The organism is Flavihumibacter petaseus NBRC 106054 (assembly GCF_000974785.1).
In the GTDB taxonomy this organism is placed as follows: Bacteria; Bacteroidota; Bacteroidia; order Chitinophagales; family Chitinophagaceae; genus Flavihumibacter; species Flavihumibacter petaseus.
Genome location: NZ_BBWV01000007.1, coordinates 70062 through 88873 on the forward strand (window position 1 = coordinate 70062; position 18812 = coordinate 88873).

The 18812-nt window shown below is 50.9% G+C and carries 17 protein-coding genes and 1 tRNA gene; 9 read left to right on the forward strand and 9 right to left on the reverse strand.

From position 1 onward, the window contains the following. The first annotated feature begins 3 nt into the window (after nt 1–3). Nucleotides 4–2271 carry a patatin-like phospholipase family protein gene (locus FPE01S_RS24015; protein WP_046371677.1) on the forward strand — a complete coding sequence of 756 codons (2268 nt, stop codon included), beginning with the start codon at nt 4–6 and terminating at the stop codon, nt 2269–2271. Here the strand turns inward: FPE01S_RS24015 and FPE01S_RS24020 are convergent. Genes FPE01S_RS24020 through FPE01S_RS24045 form a run of 6 tightly spaced genes read right to left on the reverse strand, consistent with a single transcriptional unit; the run spans nt 2268 to nt 9739 of the window. Continuing rightward, nucleotides 2268–3335 carry a formimidoylglutamase gene (locus tag FPE01S_RS24020; RefSeq protein ID WP_245624063.1) on the reverse strand — a complete coding sequence of 356 codons (1068 nt, stop codon included), beginning with the start codon at nt 3333–3335 and terminating at the stop codon, nt 2268–2270. The genes FPE01S_RS24015 and FPE01S_RS24020 overlap by 4 nt on opposite strands. A gap of 29 nt (nt 3336–3364) precedes the next feature. Further along, nucleotides 3365–4606 carry an imidazolonepropionase gene (gene hutI / locus FPE01S_RS24025; protein WP_046371678.1) on the reverse strand — a complete coding sequence of 414 codons (1242 nt, stop codon included), beginning with the start codon at nt 4604–4606 and terminating at the stop codon, nt 3365–3367. Nucleotides 4607–4618: 12 nt separating this feature from the next. Beyond that, nucleotides 4619–6004, reverse strand: a complete 1386-nt coding sequence (locus tag FPE01S_RS24030; RefSeq protein WP_046371679.1) for a UDP-N-acetylmuramate--L-alanine ligase — start codon at nt 6002–6004, stop codon at nt 4619–4621. Between the two features lie 13 nt (nt 6005–6017). Beyond that, nucleotides 6018–7685, reverse strand: a complete 1668-nt coding sequence (gene hutU / locus FPE01S_RS24035; RefSeq protein WP_046371680.1) for a urocanate hydratase — start codon at nt 7683–7685, stop codon at nt 6018–6020. A 9-nt stretch (nt 7686–7694) separates the two neighbouring features. Then, entirely contained in the window at nt 7695–9260 is a 1566-nt protein-coding gene (gene hutH, locus FPE01S_RS24040; RefSeq protein ID WP_046371681.1) for a histidine ammonia-lyase, read from the reverse strand. Continuing rightward, nucleotides 9257–9739: a MarR family winged helix-turn-helix transcriptional regulator gene (locus FPE01S_RS24045; protein WP_046371682.1), complete on the reverse strand. Its 483-nt coding sequence runs from the start codon at nt 9737–9739 to the stop codon at nt 9257–9259. The genes hutH and FPE01S_RS24045 overlap by 4 nt, the downstream gene beginning before the upstream one ends. Before the next feature lie 85 nt (nt 9740–9824). Here FPE01S_RS24045 and FPE01S_RS24050 point away from each other — a divergent pair. Next, nucleotides 9825–9897, forward strand: a tRNA-Arg gene (locus FPE01S_RS24050). Between the two features lie 523 nt (nt 9898–10420). Here FPE01S_RS24050 and FPE01S_RS24060 read toward each other — a convergent pair. Beyond that, nucleotides 10421–11044, reverse strand: a complete 624-nt coding sequence (locus tag FPE01S_RS24060; protein ID WP_046371684.1) for an SMI1/KNR4 family protein — start codon at nt 11042–11044, stop codon at nt 10421–10423. 757 nt (nt 11045–11801) lie between these two features. Here FPE01S_RS24060 and FPE01S_RS24065 point away from each other — a divergent pair. The 4 genes from FPE01S_RS24065 to FPE01S_RS24080 all read left to right on the forward strand — a co-directional run bounded on the left by FPE01S_RS24065 (nt 11802) and on the right by FPE01S_RS24080 (nt 14650). Continuing rightward, complete coding sequence (locus FPE01S_RS24065; RefSeq protein WP_046371685.1) at nt 11802–12143, forward strand: hypothetical protein; 342 nt, start codon at nt 11802–11804, stop codon at nt 12141–12143. Between the two features lie 5 nt (nt 12144–12148). Beyond that, the gene (locus FPE01S_RS24070) at nt 12149–12700 is read left to right on the forward strand and encodes a methyltransferase family protein (protein ID WP_245624064.1); all 552 of its coding nucleotides are present in this window, start codon (nt 12149–12151) and stop codon (nt 12698–12700) included. Between the two features lie 51 nt (nt 12701–12751). After that, complete coding sequence (locus FPE01S_RS24075) at nt 12752–13117, forward strand: hypothetical protein (RefSeq protein WP_046371687.1); 366 nt, start codon at nt 12752–12754, stop codon at nt 13115–13117. Between the two features lie 207 nt (nt 13118–13324). Continuing rightward, nucleotides 13325–14650: a metal-dependent hydrolase family protein gene (locus FPE01S_RS24080; protein WP_046371688.1), complete on the forward strand. Its 1326-nt coding sequence runs from the start codon at nt 13325–13327 to the stop codon at nt 14648–14650. Between the two features lie 5 nt (nt 14651–14655). Here the strand turns inward: FPE01S_RS24080 and FPE01S_RS24085 are convergent, their stop codons facing one another. Together FPE01S_RS24085 and FPE01S_RS25290 are read right to left on the reverse strand one after the other, a co-directional pair. Beyond that, entirely contained in the window at nt 14656–15249 is a 594-nt protein-coding gene (locus FPE01S_RS24085) for a DUF937 domain-containing protein (protein ID WP_046371689.1), read from the reverse strand. A gap of 25 nt (nt 15250–15274) precedes the next feature. Beyond that, nucleotides 15275–16558: a beta/gamma crystallin family protein gene (locus FPE01S_RS25290; protein ID WP_052956151.1), complete on the reverse strand. Its 1284-nt coding sequence runs from the start codon at nt 16556–16558 to the stop codon at nt 15275–15277. Nucleotides 16559–16664: 106 nt separating this feature from the next. On the opposite strand from FPE01S_RS25290, the gene ung reads away from it, so the two are divergent. The 3 genes from ung (at nt 16665) to FPE01S_RS24105 (ending at nt 18770) form a co-directional block, all read left to right on the forward strand. Further along, the gene (gene ung / locus FPE01S_RS24095; protein ID WP_046371690.1) at nt 16665–17336 is read left to right on the forward strand and encodes a uracil-DNA glycosylase; all 672 of its coding nucleotides are present in this window, start codon (nt 16665–16667) and stop codon (nt 17334–17336) included. 33 nt (nt 17337–17369) lie between these two features. Then, on the forward strand, nt 17370–18107 hold the full coding sequence (locus FPE01S_RS24100; protein WP_046371691.1) for a lysophospholipid acyltransferase family protein: 738 nt from the start codon (nt 17370–17372) through the stop codon (nt 18105–18107). Between the two features lie 276 nt (nt 18108–18383). After that, a complete protein-coding gene (locus FPE01S_RS24105) occupies nt 18384–18770 on the forward strand; it encodes a GxxExxY protein (protein ID WP_046371692.1) in 387 nt (128 codons plus the stop codon). Nucleotides 18771–18812: the final 42 nt, after the last annotated feature.

Here is an 18812-nt window from a genome sequence, read left to right on the forward strand (position 1 = left end):
CTTATGAAGTTTGCATTCGGAAAGTGTCTGTTATATGTTCTTGTGCTGATGACCTTCGCCGGATCCCTGTCCGCGCAGCAATCCTCTCAACGACCCAAAATCGGTTTAACACTCAGTGGCGGTGGCGCCAAGGGACTTGCCCATATCGGCATTCTTAAAGCGATTGATTCTGCCGGACTGCAGGTAGATTATGTAACAGGCACCTCCATGGGAGCCATTGTAGGCAGCCTTTATGCTGTTGGCTATAGTGGTGACAGCATCCTGCAGATTGCCAGGAAACTCGACTGGAACGTTCTGCTCAGCAACAAATCTTCCCTCAACGCTTTCATCATGGAGGAGAAGAACGAGTATGGCCGCTATGCACTGGAACTCCCGATGGAAAAAGGTCGTTTCAGAATACCCAGTGGTATGCTCGAAGCGGAAGAACTCTGGCTGAAATTTAATGAACTGTATAGCCCGGTTTACGGGGTGCGCGACTTCTCACAGTTACAACGGCCATTTAAATGTATCGCAACCGACCTCGCTACGGGAGAAGCAGTGGTGATGGACAAAGGTGATCTGATCACCGCCGTTCGCTCCAGTATGGCCATCCCATCAGTATTTACAGCGGTGAATGTCGACAACCGCAGGCTCGTTGACGGCGGACTCATCCGCAACTTCCCGGTGAGTGATGTCCGAAACATGGGCGCCGAAATTGCCATCGGCAGCAATGTGAGCAGTGGCCTGCTCGCTGCAGAGAAACTGACTTCTCCGATCCAGATCTTAATGCAGATTGCCTTCTACAAAGAAGCCGGGTTAAGCCGCGATGAAGTTGCACTCTGTGATTACTACATCAACCACCCGCTGGAAAAATATACTTCCGCCAGTTTCGGCAGCAGTGACTCCATCATACAGATCGGCCTTGAAATGGGGCGGCAATATTACCCTGTCTTCAAACGCCTGGCAGATTCACTGAACGCCATTTATGGCCCCCCGAAACAAATCACATTCCCGGAAGTACCTGAAAAAATCACCATCCGGAAAATCCTGACAGATAGCCTCCGGTATATCAGCCAGCCTTTCCTCCGGAGGATGATGGGCCTTAAGGAAGGTAGTGCCTATACGCCCAAGCAAATGGAAAATGCACTGCGCCAGGTTTACGGCACCCGGTATTTCAGCCGGCTGTATTATCAGCTTGAACCGGTTTCCCCGGGTGTTGCCGATATGCGTCTCATTGCTGAAGAATATCCGCCGGTCACCGCCAAACTGGCCATCAATTACAATACCCTCAGCAATATTATGCTGATCGCCAACCTCAGCATCCGCGACCTGCTGGGTAAACCTTCCATTACTTCCTTTACGGTCGGCCTGTCAGAAAACCCCAGGCTCCGGCTCGAACACACCCGGATTTTCGGTACCAAAAAAATGCCCATGGCATGGGTATCCGAACTCTACCTTGAGCGGCAGGAGTTTTCCCAGTACAATAATTACAAACCCCTCGGACAATACCGTGAAGTCAGCACCTTTGCAGATACCCGGTTACAACTCGCCTACCGCCGCCGCCAATCCTATGCCTGGGGCGTACACTGGGAAAAGGTCGACCTGAAACCGCTGAGCGAAACCATCCTCGACATCGACGGCAAGAATTCCTATTTCCAGAGTTACCTGCGTTACGAATACAATTCCCATGACCGGCTGTTCCTGCCGAAACGGGGAACCTATGCCTTGCTGGAGCCCAGCCTGATCATATCCCAGTCGAAAAACGTGATACTTAAATCCAACGGTACACCTATCGTTGACCTTGATTCCTTTGGTATCAACTACGGAACGTTTTTGAGACTGCGTTTCCAGGTGCAGAAAGTTGTACCCGTCAACCGCCGCAACTACCTCACCATGCAGGCAGAATCTGATATCAACTTTAATACGAACCAGTTCCTGTTTCACGATTTTGTGATCGGTGGCATGTTGCCGATCATGCGGAACCAGGTAAGTTTTGTGGGATTACCAGACGCCAGTGTAAGGGCAAACAGCCTGGTCAAGGGCGCAATAAACTGGCGGTACCAGTTCACCGGAAGTGTTTATGCTGCAGCCACAGTCAACCTGATGTACCATAGCTTCCTGAAAGAACCCTGGGATGAATATCCCAAACAATTTCTAAGCGGGTATGGTCTGACTTTGGGAATCGACTCCCCGATCGGCCCGCTGGACTTCACCTTCATGTACAGTGACCAGGGGAGAATCCTGAAGAACTATGTAAACTTTGGCTTCCGCTTCTCAAGGGGAGTTTTCTAACGTCCCTTAACATCATTGCGTGCTTTGATGAAATCGCTTACAAGATAGCTGATCAGCTTCCCGGTGCTGTTGGATTTGCTGCCATCACTCAGCTGGGTTGCCCCTTCACAGATATGCAGGTATGCCGGTTGCGTATACACGCCGGCGAGGCTGATATACTGGCGGGCCTGCAAGGCTGTAATTCCTGCCGGGGTAACAGCACTGCTCAATGCATGTTCTATCACATCCAGATCAAGTTCCACTCCACAGTAATTGTCTTCGGTAAAACCGGTAGCATGTGTTACTGCCTGGCGGAAATTCCTTTTCTCATGAAGGAAAATATCTTCATAGGTGATCATGTCGAGGAAGGGATTGTTGACAAAATCCAGCCACACATTCTGTTGGAGATAGTTCTCCTGTACGCCGATCACACAGTATTTCTGCAGGTAACCATCTTCTTCCGCATACCGGAACCCGTTTCCGCTGTGACGGCCTTCCGCAGGCCTGAAATCAGTATGCGCATCCAGGTTGATGGTATTGATCTGCGCCAGCGGCAACCTTCCTGTTTTATGCAGTCCCTTCGCAGCGCCCTTGATCAGGGGATAGGCATTATTATGGCCACCACCAATCACGATAGGGATCTTGCCCGCCGCAAGGATCTGTTTCGTCAGGGTTTCCACTTCCTCATCGATCTGGTGCACCGCATGACGATACGCCTCCACTTTTTCCTCCTCTCCCTTCGCATGGTTTTCGATCAGGTATTGCAGGTCACCAAAATCGAAATGCCCCAGTAACAACATTTCTTCCCCGGTGCAGAAGTCATTGCTTTGCATATTGAGAAAAGCCGTGAGAAAGGGCAACCAGGCAGAATCTGCACCACCGCGGCCATAATTGGCCTTCACACCGATATCTTCCGGAATTCCAAACACTACATACTCTACCGGCGCCTGGTGAAGGTTTTCTTCGAACTGGTCGGTACTGGTCAACACCCTGATGCGCTCACCGATTTTGGTTTCAAAACGACGCAATCTGGTCAGGTACAATACGTCCTGCTTGTTGTAAAATTTGAAGTGAGGGATTTGCACGGGGATGGTTTATTCCCTGAATATACCAATTAAACAAATTCACCGGCGACCATTACTTTTTCAATATGGTTGCTCCCGAAAGCATAAGGCAGGTAGGCAAGGGACGGTACCGGCCGGGTCATGATGATGCTGGCGATTTTTCCCGGCTTTATACTGCCGTGATCTGAAGCCAGTTCCATCGCAGCGGCACCATTCAGCGTAGCCGCATTGATCGCTTCTTCCGGCAACATTTTCATTTGAATACAGGCCATGGCCACCACCAGGTTCATGTTGGAACTGGGGCTCGATCCGGGGTTAAAATCTGAAGCCAGTGCAATGGCGGCACCCGCATCGATCAACTGGCGGGCCGGTTGAAAGGGCATTCGCAGAAAGAAGGCAGCCGAAGGCAGCAGGGTGCCGATCGTGCCGGCATTTACCAGAGACTGAATAGCAGCTTCATCCATCGATTCAAGATGGTCAACCGACACGGCGCCAAGTGCCACACCCAGCTCAACAGCGCCCATGTGACTCAGCTGGTTGGCATGGATCTTGGGTTTAAGTCCATTCGCCATTCCCGCCCGGCACACCCGTTCCGTTTCTTCAAGGGAAAAAAATCCTGCTTCACAGAAAACATCAATGTATTCCGCGAGATGATCCGTCGCAATGACCGGCAACATCTCTTCTTCTATCATCCTGAGATAACCTTCATGATCCTGTTTGAAGGCAGCCGGATATGCATGCGCGCCCAGGAATGTGGCTTTAATGGTCAGTCGGCTCTTTTCCCGCAGCCTCCGGATTACCCGGAGCATCTTCAGTTCGCCTTCTACCGTCAACCCATAGCCGCTTTTGATTTCGATTGCAGCAGTTCCGCTTTTTGCCGCTTCCTGCAGGCGGATCCAGGCAAGCCGGAACAACTCGTCCTCGCTCATCGCATTGAGTTTTGCCGCAGAGTTCAGGATTCCCCCGCCTTTCGCCGCAATTTCCGCATAGGTAAGTCCCTTCAGCTTGTCGATAAATTCATGCTCCCTGCTTTCTGCAAATACCAGGTGCGTGTGGCTATCACACCACGCAGGAATAACCAGCCGGCCGGTAGCATCCACCACATCCTTTTCCGGGATGCCCGCCGGTGCCGTATCCATCGGTCCGAATCCGGCTATGACCTTATCCTCCACCAGCAGCCAGGCGTTTTCTATTACTGTCATTTTCGCCAGGTCCGACCCACGCAGCGGCTGATCGCCAATGCCCCGGTCAATACCTGCAAGTATCCTGATATTGCGGAAAAGCGTCGTCATGTTCAATTTGCATTATAATTCCTGCCACACCTCACGGGCAAAATTCTCCAGCGACGGATCGCGGGCACCCATCAGCAACAATACACAGTTTTCAGTCAGATGCGGACGTATTGCAGTGATCAGCTGATTCCTGTCTTCCACAAAAAAGGCCGATCTGCCTTTTGCTGCGATATCGTCGATGAGGTCCTTTGCAGAAATATCCTTAGTAGCCGTTCCACCGGCATAAAAAATCTCGCTCATCCATATTTCATCACCCGGCCGCAGCACCCTGGAGATCTCTTCCACAAAATCGTTCCGCAGGAAACGGGTCGGACCATAACCGTGAGGCTGAAACCAGGCGATCAGTTTCGGGGCAATTGGCTGACACGCTTCTATGCTGGCGGCACATTTCGCCGGGTTATGCGCATAGTCATCAATCAGCCAGCAGCCGTCTTTCTGTCCCCACACCTGGTGCCGGCGATAGATCCCTTCATAATGTTCCAGTGATTCGGCACTCACGGTGAGGTCAACACCAGCCAGTGCAGCCACGGTAGCTGCAGCCAGGGCATTTTCCATATTGTGCCTGCCCACAAGCTTCATGGTGAAGGGTGTATGATTGATCGTAAAGCTGATCTGTAGTCCTTCCTGGTGGAAATCACGGGCGATAAATCCCGCTGCGCAATCCGCATGATGACAGAAATCATGATCCACATCCTGTGACAATTTTGCTGCCAGCGGATGCGAACGATTCACCACAAAACGGTTGCTGTTGTTTTTGAAGGTGGTAAAGATGTCCATCAGCTGATCGATCTCCTTATGGTCTTTGTCGACATTCAGCAACAACCCGATCTCCGGCTCGTACTGCACAATAGAACCATCACTTTCATCGGCTTCAATCACCAGCCACTCGCCCTCCCCCACTTTCGCATTTCCTATCTTACCCTCGCGGATAATACTCACCAGTCCCGCACCACCGATAATGCTGGGCGATAAGCCCGCATGCTGCATGATATCAAATAACATGGCGCTGGTGGTACTCTTTCCCGAAGTGCCGCCAACTGCGATAGTCTTTTTGCTGCGGGCAATCAGTGCGAGCAATTCACTGCGCCTGATGATCGGAATATTGAGCTGGCGCGCCTTGATTACTTCCACTACCGTTTCTTCAACAGCCGCCGACACTACCACCAGGTCAGTCTGATCGTCAATACCCGAGCCATCCTGTTCATAACAGGGTATTCCCTCTGCCTCCAGCCTGGTCCGGCTTTCATTATAGGTTCCCGGTGTAAAATAACGATCGCTTCCCCGCACGGATTTCCCGATGCCCTGCAGGTATTGTGCGATCGCACTCATGCCTGATCCGGCAATGCCGATAAAAAACGGCCGTTCAAAATCGTTGATGCTGTTGATGCTGTTGCTCATTCACGCAAGATAGTTATTTTGACCGCAGCCTATCGTTGATGTCCAACCGATGTTGACGGGCCTGATCTCTGGCAATATCATAACCGGCATCCGCATGACGGATCACCCCCATGCCCGGGTCATTGCGCAACACCCGGCTCAGCCGCGCTGCAGCTTCCGGCGTGCCATCTGCTACGATCACCATACCGGCATGAATGCTGTATCCCATTCCGACACCACCACCGTGATGCAGGCTGACCCAGGAGGCACCGCCGGCAGTATTCACCAGCGCATTCAGCAAAGGCCAGTCGGCCACTGCATCACTGCCATCCAGCATCGCTTCCGTTTCGCGGTTGGGGCTGGCCACGGAACCTGTATCAAGATGATCACGACCGATAACGATCGGCGCTTTCACCCTTCCGGTGCGTACCAGCTCATTGAATGCCTGTCCGGCTTTTTCCCTTTCACCCTGGCCCAGCCAGCAGATCCTTGCCGGCAGCCCCTGGAAGGCGATGCGTTCTTTCGCCAGGCGCAGCCAGCGTTGAAGGCTCCTGTTCTCCGGGAACAGTGCCCCGATCACTTCATCCGTCACCGCAATATCTGCAGGATCACCACTGAGCGCAGCCCAGCGGAACGGACCTTTTCCTTCACAAAACAATGGCCGTATATAGGCCGGAACAAATCCCGGAAAATCAAAAGCGTTGGTGAGGCCGGCTTCCTGCGCACGGGCGCGGATGTTGTTGCCATAATCAAAGGTGATCGCGCCCATCTGCTGAAGCTTTAGCAAAAGCTCCACATGCAGCCGCATGCCGGCATAACTCTGCCGGAGGTATTCCTCCGGATTTTTTTCGCGAAGCACGTTCGCTTGCTGCACCGTAAGGGTATTGGGAATATAACCGATAAGGGGATCGTGTGCCGAAGTCTGATCAGTCAGCGTATCCGGTACTACTTTCCTGTCGATCAGTTTTTGCAACAAGTCCACTGCATTACACAACACACCGATGCTCAATGCCTGCCCTGCAGCTTTCGCTTCAAGGGCAAGGTCGATCGCCGCATCAATATCCGTGAGTTTTTTATCCAGGTACCTGGTTTCAATCCGTTTGTCGATCCGCCATTCTTCCACTTCTGCAATCAGTGCAACACCTTCATTCATAGTGATGGCCAGCGGCTGGGCGCCGCCCATACCACCGAGCCCGGCGGTTACATTCAGCGTACCCTTCAGTGTTCCCCTGAAGTCTTTGTCTGCAGCAGCTGCATAAGTTTCGTAAGTGCCCTGCACGATGCCCTGTGAACCGATATAGATCCACGATCCTGCAGTCATCTGGCCGTACATCATCAGGCCTTTCTTTTCCAGTTCCTCAAAATGCTCCCAGGTTGCCCAGCGGGGTACCAGCTGGGAATTGGAGATCAATACCCGCGGTGCATCGGGATGCGTACGCAGGATGCCTACCGGTTTACCACTCTGGATCAGCAGGCTCTCATCATCTTCCAGGTCTTTCAGTGCCTTGATGATGAGGTCAAGCGCTTCAAAATTGCGTGCAGCTTTTCCACGGCCACCATACACGATAAGGTCGTCGGGGCGTTCTGCCACTTCAGGATCCAGATTGTTCAGCAGCATGCGCAGCGCAGCTTCCTGTATCCATCCTTTACACTGCAATTGGTTGCCCGTTGGCGTTTTATACCTGGTGGGATCGTAAGGCATATCGATATATTAAGTAAGAGAAAATGTGTCAAAATTTTGATTCAGCCGGATACCGTTGGAAGCAGCAAAGCTGTCCACCGCACCTACGAAACTGAAGTCGCGGATCATGTCGGTAATGATGTTGATGTCGCGGGCGAAGATCCGGTCTTCATTGGCAAAACCGACCTGTTCGCGCACATGGTGGTGTGCTGCCTCCAGTACCTGGCTGCTCCGCAACGGCCGCCTGAATTCAATGGCCTGGCAAGCGCTCATCAGTTCGATGGCCAGGATATGCTCAAGATTGGTGATCACCTGGTTGAGTTTGCGGCCACTGATGCTGCCCATGCTTACATGATCTTCCTGTCCAAGAGAGGTGGGAATACTGTCAGCACTTGCGGGGAAGCAGAGCGTCTTATTCTCTGTAACCAGCGCGGCCGTGGTGTATTGGGGGATCATGAAACCGCTGTTGAGTCCGACATTGTTCATCAGCAAAATGGGAAGCCCCCATTTGCCTTCCAGCAGCAAATAACAGCGCCGGTCTGAGATGTTGCCGATTTCGGCGGCTGCCACACAGTTGTAATCAAGGGGAAGCGCCAGGGGTTGTCCGTGGAAATTGCCACCACTGATCGTGTCATCTGCTGTAAAGACGATGGGGTTATCTGTAACAGCGTTCAATTCAGTTTCTGTGAGTTCCTTAAGATGAAGCCAGGCATTCCGTGACGCGCCATGCACCTGCGGCATGCAACGCAGGGAATAGGGATCCTGCACCCTGCCGCAATCAATATGGCTTTGCATGATCGCTGAATTATCGAGAATATTCCGCAGTCTTTGGGCAACCAGCAGGTTGCCGTCGAATGGCCGGAGCTGGTGCAGTCGTTCATCAAATGGCGCCTTGGTTCCCGTCAGCGCTTCCAGGCTCATGGCGCCGATAATATCTGCTGCTTCCAGGCAATTGTGAAGGCGCTGTACGGCCTTCACTGCATGGGCGAGAATAAACTGGGTACCATTGATCAGCGCCAGGCCTTCCTTCGGCCCGAGGGTAACGGGTGCCAATCCTTCTGCCTGTAAAACATCTGCTGCAGGCCGCCGGATGCCCTTATAAAAAACCTCCCCCAGCCCGATCAACGGAAGGCAGAGGTGTGATAATGGGGCGAGATCACCGCTGGCGCCTACTGATCCTTTTTCCGGTACAACCGGGATAATGTTCTGGTCAATATGCCAGCAAAGTCTTTCCAGGGTGGTCAACTGAACACCGGAAAATCCCTTGGCCAGTGCGTGGACTTTTGTGATGAGCATGATCGTGGCGATTTCTGCGCTCACCGGTTCACCTACCCCCACACTGTGACTTTGCAGGATCTTATATTGAAGGGTGCGGGTATCAGATTCTGAAATGGACGTGTTTGCGAGGATACCAAAGCCGGTATTGATGCCATAGACCGTTCGTCCCTGCGAAACAATGTCTTTCACCGCCTGTTCGCTCCTGCGGATGCGTTCCAGGGAAATCTCACTGAAGCCTGCCTTCAGCGTTCCACTGGCAATTGCCAGTACTTTGCTGACGGTCAGGATATCGGTACCATAATCGAAAAATGCGTTCATGGAAGATGTTTTTCAATGCGTTGGAAAATAGATTCTCGTGCGAGGCCGGCTTCCGTTTCCTGGATGGCGGCCATCAGGAGGCGGCTATTGGGCGATTCCTCCAGCAGTTCGTTCATGGCGGCTTTTACGGCCGTCCAGATGGGTTTGATCTGCACCAGCAACCGCTGGCCCTTTGCGGTCAGTGCTACCCGCTTTTTGCGGGCATCCGCTTTATCTGGAACTGAACGCAGCAGGCCTTTCTCATGGAGTTTGGCCACCAGCTGGCTGGCGGCGGAATGGGAGGTTTCCAGGGCTCCGGCGATGTCGGTAATGGACAGCGACTCGGTTTCCGACAACATGTAAAAAATGGGGAACCAGGCAGCGTCAAACGCAATGCCGTGGTGCTTATAGACATTGTTGATGTCACCCAGGAAGGATTCACTCAGTCTCCGGAGGCGGCTGCCGAAAACCAGCACGCCGGTTTGTTGGTAAAATGCCATTGTATAAGTGCTTATACAAATTTAGCGGCCTTTTCCCGGAATGGCCAAAAAAAATCTGGTGCTTTCCATTATCTTTGCGCCCCGAGGTCCGGTAGCTCAGCGAATAGAGCAACTGCCTTCTAAGCAGTAGGTCATTGGTTTGAATCCAATCCGGATCACTTTTATTATCAATGGTTTAGCATTTATTTGCTAAACCATTATTTTTTCCAGGCACTGTCATAAAGATAACGTCGAAACTTAACCGCCAACCCGGCTTGCACAAATAGAACAAGGTACGCTGTGGGCGTACCTTGTATGCTGCAAGTGAATGCCCAACGATCAGGAAGTTTCACCTATCCAAAACTCGAACCAATCGTTTTGAATCTCGTTGTACGAAAACCCTTCCGGAATATCAAGCGTTAGATTAAACGTTTCGTCGTCAACATACCAGGCTCCAATAGTCCTAAAGTTCTTGTTACTGCTATTCACAAGGAAGGCCGGGTTTACCGGATGTTTCCCCCTGCCATAGAATGCCGAATAGGGAATCGTAAATTCTGTTTTGCGCTCACCCGGAGGCCAGGGTGCTGCAATTTCGTGAAATTGAACTCTGAAAATTTCGATACTGTTACTCATTGACTTTCTGTTTTGTACAATTATATAAATTCAGAAAGTAATTTGAAACCGTAGAAATACGGAAGATCCCTAAGGAGAATTATCCTGTTTCCATTTATCCGCTTTAGGATTAAATGCTTTTCTGATTGCCAGGAGTTCAGGAAGTACCGTATCACCCTTAATGAAGTTCACACCGAAGAACCTTTCGTCAATTACACAGAGACCTTTCCGATAGCATTCAATGGCTGTAGATAAAAAGGTGTCCAATGAATCATATACTGGCTTGATAACATACCCGTCATGGGATCCATAGGAATGCAAAAATATCATCCCAAATTCCGGGGAACCTTTATCACATTCGATTAAATACATTTCGCCTCCACCACTCTCGAATATCAGAAACTTTGAGCCTTCCCAATACTCATCAGCATTTGCACCTTGATTATACCTTTCGACAGCATTAGAAAACGGAAAAAATCCAATGCCCGGGAAAATCCATGCCTGACCCAAATAATACTCAGCGGGTAAATGAACACCATTATGCCATTCATAAAGCGAAAACACTTCTTCCGGCAATTCAACATTGGTACTGATCGCCATATCCCTGATTTCTGTTGTAGTCAGGGAAGGCCCCAGGTACTCAAGCAATGGGGCTTTAAGTTTAGAGAGCCGGAGCTTTAGTTCATCTAGTTTTCTTAGAATCAGGTTTTCCATTTTCAGAAGACGGTTTTCCTTAATAAATCCAATACAATTACAAACCTTAATCCAATTTTTACCCAGGTAATCGATTTTGTTCCCAAAGTGCCAAAATATGTTCCGGAGTTTGGTGAAATATGTTCCGAAACACTCGTTTACCTCGATTCATTCGGAATTGATTCGGAATTGAACCACAGATCGTTCTCTACATGCCTTCCGGCGCGGAACCGGCGCAGAACAGGAACAGTAGTGGATTCCGCTTACCATCGATTTCAGACCAGGTAAGACCAAACTCCGGATCAGCTTTACCGTGTGTCCCGGTATGCCTGCCAAAACTCTACACTTACCCGGAACCACGCGTTTATTTTTCTAAATCCCAGTCTGGTGGCTCATTTCACTCAGTTTTACAAATTCCCGGGTTTCTCCAACTGACATCCTTCTCTCCTGTCCCGCTATTCGCGTAATAATTGGAATCAGGCGAATTCATTGTTGTAACCAGTTGAAAATCAATTAGCTTATAGCCATCCTACAGCCATCCAATAGCCGTCCCTTAGCAAAGGGGTGGTTTTGCTATAAGAGCGCTGTAGGATTGCTGTAAGTCGGCTATTAGATTGCACTGCGCCCACCTACGCTGAAGCTTCGGTGGGCGAAGCCCGCCAATTTGACCGGGTAGCCCGCACTGGCCTGGTTCTTGAAGCGTTTTCCACAGGTCCAATTGCCTGAAAAAACCAACGCCCCGCAAGGGAAAAATCTAATAGCGTAGAAACGGAACGTGATGAAAACCATTTTTGCTTTCGCCCTCCTGTTGTTCGTACTCCCCGGTTTTGCGCAGACAAAAACGCCGGAGCGTGATCGTAGCCTGAAATTGTTCACCCTGAATTTTCACGGCAAAAAACCTCCTGTTGCCACAACAGCCCCCGACACGATCGCCGCCATGATTACCGTCACCCACAAAATCCGCTATAACAAAACAGTGAAATTCCCGGGCTATATCACCAGGAATGGCAAACGCCGAATCATTTACGACGAATGCTGGAACCGGATGCCCGATACCTGGGCACTCCAGGAATGGCAGGTATTGGAACGCCCGGTTGGTGCCATACAGGACAATCCTTAACCCCCATGCAGCAGAGATGCTGCCACCCCGCTCCATTAGGTACGCCAACGCCTCATCCCATGCGCGAACCTTCCCTGCTTAAACATTTCCGGGACATACTCATCCTGCCATTTACCATGACAGTGATCCTGCCCCTGCTCATTCATGATCCGGACAAAACCATTTTTCCAGCCAGCCCGCTTTTCCTGGTAACCGGAGTCATTGTCGCCATAGCCGGGCTCATCCTGTTCAGCTGCACGGTCTACCTGTTCCGGATCAAAGGAAAAGGAACCCTCGCCCCCTGGACGCCCACCCAGCGACTGGTAATCTCAGGCCCGTACCGGTATTGCCGCAATCCCATGATTTCCGGCGTTTTTTTTATCCTTGCCGGCGAAACACTGTTTTTCAATTCGCTGAATATCCTCATTGAAGCCATCCTCTTCCTGGTCGTTAATACCCTCTATTTCAAATGGAAAGAAGAACCCGACCTCTTTAAGCGATTCGGGGAGGACTACCGGAAATACAAGACAGCCGTACCCCGGTGGATCCCCCGGATGCGTCCCTACCGCGATTCCTGACATATGGCATATTTCTTGTGCATTTTTCATAGACGGTTTCAAGTCTTTACGATGAAAAAGCTTTATCTTTTGCTTGCCCTCATCGTGCTTTGCTCCGGCGCCGTTGCGCAAACGGCAACCGAACTGATCGGCCGGTGGAAACTGATCAGCTGGAAAAACCCTGAAGGCCAACCTATGGATATCAAAGCCACACTGGGAACAGATAAAGTGTATCAGATCTTCCGGGATGGATTTCAATTTGAAGGAGTCGTGGGAGATAAATCAGAAAAAGGCACCTGGGCATTATCTGCCGATAATAAAAAACTAACCGTAACCACCACCAGCAGCAGCACCGAATTCAATGTTGATGGATTCGACCGGATCAAAAGAACCATTTCCTGCAGGCTGGGCACCCTGGAATACACCCGGGAGGAATAACGGTAAATTCATAGCGGGCAAGCGTTATACAACCAAGACCCCTGTACGCAGGGGTCTTTACTTTTCCCCCTACAGGCAATTATTACCCGAAGGCATAACCGAATTTGATAAATCAACGCCCGATCCGTAATTTTCAATTACAGGCCCTCTTAGCAAGCAGCGTATCTCCCCTGAAAACGACAGTCTTTCTTTACCTAAAGCATCATCATGAAACGTCTACTTGCGGCCGTCGCGTTCCTGTGGTCATCCATCTCCGGATTTTCACAATCCACCATTCTCATCAACAACGTGCAGGTATTCAATGGCAAAGACGAGAAGTTATTTCTCGGTAACGTCCTCATCAAAGGCGATTCCATCGTATCCATTACCGACAAACCAGTGCCCGTTGACAAAAGCGGCAGAACGACAATCATCGACGGAAAAGGCAAATACCTGATACCGGGTCTAATCGATGCGCACTGGCATGCTACCATGGCTGCCATTCCCATGTTAACCCTTTTGACTGCCGACATCGGCTATATCAACCTGGTCGCCGGCGAAGAAGCCAAAAAAACATTGTTGCGTGGCTTCACCACTATCCGTGACCTGGCGGGACCAAGCTTCGGGCTGAAACGGGCTATTGACGAGGGACTGATACAGGGCCCACGCATCTATCCGAGCGGTGCCATGATTTCACAGTCCGGCGGCCACGGTGATTTCCGGTTCCCCTATGAAGTGCCGGCTCCGGATAATGCACCGCTCAGCCACGGCGAAGTCATGGGTGGTGGTGTGATTGCCGATGATCCGGCCTCCGTTCGCAAACGCGCCCGCGAACAACTCATGCTGGGTGCCACACAACTCAAACTAGCAGCCGGTGGCGGCGTTTCGTCTGCCTATGATCCGATTGACGTAACGCAGTATACCGTGGAAGAATTCCATGCTGCAGTGGAAGCCGCCGAAAACTGGGGCACCTATGTTACCGTACATGCCTATACACCGCGCGCCATCCAGATGGCGATAAAGGGCGGTGTGAAATGTATCGACCACGGACAAATGATGGATGAGGAAACAGCGAAGCTCATTGCCGACAAAGGTGTCTGGCTTTGCCTGCAGGCTTTCCTGGACAATGAGTATTCCAATGAAAAGACAAGTCCCGCCATGAGGACGAAACAGCTGACGATGTACCAGGGTACAGACAATGCCTACCGGCTAGCCAAAAAATACAAGATCAAACTGGCATGGGGAACCGATATCCTGTTTAACCCGGCAGCGCCAAAAAACCAGGGTGCTATACTCACTACGTTGACCCAATGGTTTACACCTTATGAAATTTTGAAGATGGCCACTTCCACCAACGGGGAACTCATGGCATTGTGCGGGCCACGCAATCCATATCCCCGCAAGCTCGGGGTTTTACAACCCGGAGCTTACGCAGATATGATACTGGTTGAAGGCAATCCCCTGCAGGATATCAAATTGGTGGCTGATCCCGAAAAAAACTTTTCGGTGATCATCAAGAATGGCGTGATCGTGAAAAACAGCCTTCAACCCTGAGTATATTAACCGCCGAATAATCCTTTCAGGGAATCCAGCAAGCCACCACCACCCGGCTGTGCATTGCCAGCCGATGTACCACCGCCGGCAAAAGCTGCTTTCAAATCGTTGAGATCAACATCACCATCACCATCACGGTCCAGACCGCCGCCTGCACTGAATTTGTTGAACATGCCCTGCACATCCATCCCCGCGGTATTGCCCCCGCTAAGCTGGTTAAAAATTCCCTGCAGACTGAATCCATTGTCTGCAGGATTGTTGGTTCGCGATACCAGGCTGCCCAGCACCGCCGGTAACAGCGAACTGACAATTCCACCAGCCTGCTGACTATTCAATCCCAGTTTGCCCGTTAACGTCTCCAGGAGATTGCCTGACATCTGCTGCACTGCCGGGCTACCCGAAGAAGCTTGTGACGGATTACTGAACAGGCTCATCACATCCTTTACATTTCCCTGCGACAGCATTCCCTGCAAACTACTGATGATCGATGATCCCGTTGCCGCCATCACCGCTTCATTCTTTTCATTGGGAATATCGGGATTGTCGATCACCGATTGCGTAGCCTGCTCTTTAATGAGACTCATCAAATTTTCTAACATGATTATTGGTATTGGTGTGAAAATTTTATCGTTTGAAAACATACGCGGAGGCGACACGGTCATTCCATCCGAAAGGACTCAGGTCTTCAACCCGCCCCGTAAATGTCCGGCTATTGCCCCGCAGGTCGGGCTGATCATAAACAGTAATTGCGTAGCCCGGCAATACATAAATTGAACTTGCTGCCCGTTCGAAATTTGCGCCAACATAAGACACTGTTCCCATTCCGATGTTGACGAATGGTCCCCTGCCGAATTTATCGGCATACATGGTAACGATATAATTGGCGCCACCGCTGCCGGGATTAGCCTGAAAGAAGACACGTACCGAACTGGCGCGGTACCGCCATTCCGGGTCGAGACAAAATTCTGCACGGGTAAATGTTTTTGATGCCCCGGAAAAGCGATCGCCGTCAAAGATCTGCATCGCCATACCGAATGGGATTTCCAGCGAAGCCAGCGAATTGTTGCGGATGCCCAGTTGCGCTGTCGTATAATTTCCTGCTGCCAGGTAACTGATCTGACCACGGTAACCACATTCTTCCGCCAGGATCACATACGGACCTCCGCTACCCGGCCCGCCGGAACCACCCGCCGGTCCCCCGCCCGGCTTCCCGCCTGGCTTCCCGGATCCGCCAACACCTGTTTCACCGCTACCGGCACCACCACCGTCCGGACCGCCCGAATCATTTCCGGTTATTGAAAAACTATGGATGCGATTATCCCACCTCGCCACGGCGAGATCAGCATAACTTTTTGTGAACGTCGCCTGCTGCCCGCTGCGGTCTTTTACGGTCACCACCCGTCCCGGCGGAATATAAATTGCCGACACCCGCAGGTAAAGACTGCCCAGTGTACCGCTGTTCTGGTTTCCGGGATCAAATGCGCGGGATTCCCCCTGGTAATCCGCCTGCTCGTACAGGATCACCCGGTTGCCCGTGGGCGGCAGCGATCCATTTCCATCTCCCGCCTTGCGCTGCACCACCAGTTTCACAATCCGGTTATCCCATCCCGAAACACCAAGGTCAGGAATATTGTAGGCAATACTGATCGATTTCCCCTTTTCATCATAGGCAATTACCTGCTTGTCGGAAGGCACCCTGATCGACGACGCGTCGCGGTTTAACTGGCCCAATTGTGCGCCGCTGTACGTACCCGGCATAAAAGTGCGGGACGCGCCCCGATAACTGGAACCGCTGTACAGGATCACCGTGGAGCCCTGCGTACCACCCTGCTCGCTTCGGTTATAGCTGAACGTGAAAAGGAAAATGACCAGAAATGATATTCCCGCTGAAACGGTTGTAAGGCGCATGAACGGTGTTTTGAATGTTTGGGGAATGCCACCGGCCTTAACAAGATCAAATTAAGGAATAGTTTGGTCGCTGCCAAAAACGGCTATTTTTGAGAAAACTTACTACATGGATGTTGCCATCGAGCCGGGATGGAAAGCGGAACTGAAGGAGGAATTCAACAAACCTTATTTTCAACAACTGGCCACGCACCTGAAAATGGAAAAGATGGCCGGCAAGACCATCTACCCGCCGGGTTCACAAATATTTAATGCTTTCAGCCAGACGCCCTTCCCTGACGTGAAGGTGGTGATACTCGGGCAGGACCCCTACCACAACCCCGGACAGGCACATGGATTATCTTTTTCAGTACCGGACGGTGTTCCGCCACCACCTTCTCTTGTCAACATCTTCAAAGAAGTCGGATCAGATATCGGCCTGGTCATGCCACGCCGCGGTAACCTTACGGCCTGGGCACAACGCGGTGTACTCCTCCTGAACGCAGCACTTACCGTTCGCGCCAATGAACCTGCCAGCCATTCCAAAATCGGGTGGATGGATTTTACAGATGCCGTCATCCGGCATATCAGCGATCATCGCCAAAATGTGGTCTTCCTGTTATGGGGACGATTCGCGCAGGACAAACAGGGACTGATCGACGAAACAAGGCACATGGTCCTGAAAGCCGCACACCCATCGCCATTAAGTGCCTACAACGGCTTTTTCGGTTGCCGGCACTTCTCCCGCACCAATGAATACCTGGTTAAAAATGGTATTGACCCGATTGATTGGTCATTGTAAATTATTTTCGTTCCCGAAGACTATTTTCGCCACATGAAGTTGATCAAAGACGTATTTGCAAGGATCTGGGCATTATGGACACTGGTCATCTTTCTGATCACCATGATCATATTTATTATCCCGATCCTGCTTTTCTGCCTCACCGTTCCCGATCCCCTTGCAACGAACCGATTCATCGCCATCGCACGCACCTGGATGGGCATCTTTCTCCCACTGATCGGTTGCCCGCTGCGCATCAACGGCCGCAATAACTTTCAACAGGGTCAGCAATATGTCGTCATCTGCAACCACAATGCCCTCATGGATGTTCCCGTTTCCTATCCCTCCATACCCGGGGGCAACAAAACCATCGCCAAGGCTGAAATGGCGAAGATCCCCGTCTTCGGTATCATCTATAAACTGGGCAGTGTTCTGGTGGACCGCAAAAACGAGCAAAGCCGGAAGGAAAGCTTTCAGAAAATGAAAAAGGTGCTGAACTCCGGACTGCATATGTGCATTTATCCCGAAGGCACCCGCAACAAAACCAATGAACCCCTTAAGGGGTTTCACGATGGCGCGTTCAAATTATCAATCGATACCGGCAAGGCGATCATTCCCGGCGTCATCTTCAATACACGGATCGTAAATCCTGCCAACAAGTTTTTTTACCTGATGCCGCACCGCCTGCGCATCGACTTTCTCGCCCCCATCGCCCCGCTTCCCGGCGATACCGTCGAAAGCCTCAAGACCCGCTGCTGGCAAACCATGGAAGCCGCGATCCGCCGCGGCTAGTGTTTCACGCTTTGTTTTCTTCCAGGTGTTAAGCGTTTGTTTCAAGCAAATTGTTGTGGTCGCTGCGCTCCTTTTTGTTTCACGCAAAGCACGCGAAGGTGCAAAGACGCAAAGGAGGACAGTTTGTGTATGACAGTCTTTTTGAGTTCAGGTGTTTGCGAAATCTTGTGGACAGGTGTTAGTAGTTGGGGATAAAGGTGGTCTGGGGGGTGTTTAACCCATTATGCGTTTTGAGGCAGGTAATGTGAAGAGCGAAGCAGAATTTGCGTTAAAAATATGCGGGAATATTCGGAAAACAGCCTTGCGGCCATTGTGGTTAATGCGAGTGTGGAACTTCACCGGAAGCTTGGACCAGGCATGTTTGAAAGCGTTTATGAAACACTTTTAGCGTATAAGCTGCACAAATTGGGAATCCAGGTAGAACGTCAGAAATCAATACCGCTATACTATGAAGGGGTTGTTATGGAAACTGCCTTTCGTGCCGACCTGGTACTTGAAGACAAACTGATCGTTGAAGTAAAGTCCGTAGCAGTATTGGAAGATATTCACTACAAGCAAATCATTTCCTATCTAAAAATCGCAGATTGTAAACTGGGCTTGTTAATCAATTTCAATGTACCGCTCATTAAAAATGGCATACACCGGATCGTCAACAATCTTTGACAAGAAGTATCCATATATTCTTCTTTGCGCCTTTGCACCTTC

Bases quoted from the DNA above. Each gene is read 5' to 3' on its own strand.
- FPE01S_RS24015 (WP_046371677.1), top strand. From the start codon at position 4: ATGAAGTTTGCATTCGGAAAGTGTCTGTTATATGTTCTTGTGCTGATG.
- hutI (WP_046371678.1), bottom strand. From the start codon at position 4,606: ATGACGACGCTTTTCCGCAATATCAGGATACTTGCAGGTATTGACCGG.
- FPE01S_RS24030 (WP_046371679.1), bottom strand. From the start codon at position 6,004: ATGAGCAACAGCATCAACAGCATCAACGATTTTGAACGGCCGTTTTTT.
- hutU (WP_046371680.1), bottom strand. From the start codon at position 7,685: ATGCCTTACGATCCCACCAGGTATAAAACGCCAACGGGCAACCAATTG.
- hutH (WP_046371681.1), bottom strand. From the start codon at position 9,260: ATGAACGCATTTTTCGATTATGGTACCGATATCCTGACCGTCAGCAAA.
- FPE01S_RS24045 (WP_046371682.1), bottom strand. From the start codon at position 9,739: ATGGCATTTTACCAACAAACCGGCGTGCTGGTTTTCGGCAGCCGCCTC.
- FPE01S_RS24060 (WP_046371684.1), bottom strand. From the start codon at position 11,044: ATGGAAAACCTGATTCTAAGAAAACTAGATGAACTAAAGCTCCGGCTC.
- FPE01S_RS24065 (WP_046371685.1), top strand. From the start codon at position 11,802: ATGAAAACCATTTTTGCTTTCGCCCTCCTGTTGTTCGTACTCCCCGGT.
- FPE01S_RS24070 (WP_245624064.1), top strand. From the start codon at position 12,149: ATGCAGCAGAGATGCTGCCACCCCGCTCCATTAGGTACGCCAACGCCT.
- FPE01S_RS24075 (WP_046371687.1), top strand. From the start codon at position 12,752: ATGAAAAAGCTTTATCTTTTGCTTGCCCTCATCGTGCTTTGCTCCGGC.
- FPE01S_RS24080 (WP_046371688.1), top strand. From the start codon at position 13,325: ATGAAACGTCTACTTGCGGCCGTCGCGTTCCTGTGGTCATCCATCTCC.
- FPE01S_RS24085 (WP_046371689.1), bottom strand. From the start codon at position 15,249: ATGTTAGAAAATTTGATGAGTCTCATTAAAGAGCAGGCTACGCAATCG.
- FPE01S_RS25290 (WP_052956151.1), bottom strand. From the start codon at position 16,558: ATGCGCCTTACAACCGTTTCAGCGGGAATATCATTTCTGGTCATTTTC.
- ung (WP_046371690.1), top strand. From the start codon at position 16,665: ATGGATGTTGCCATCGAGCCGGGATGGAAAGCGGAACTGAAGGAGGAA.
- FPE01S_RS24100 (WP_046371691.1), top strand. From the start codon at position 17,370: ATGAAGTTGATCAAAGACGTATTTGCAAGGATCTGGGCATTATGGACA.
- FPE01S_RS24105 (WP_046371692.1), top strand. From the start codon at position 18,384: ATGCGGGAATATTCGGAAAACAGCCTTGCGGCCATTGTGGTTAATGCG.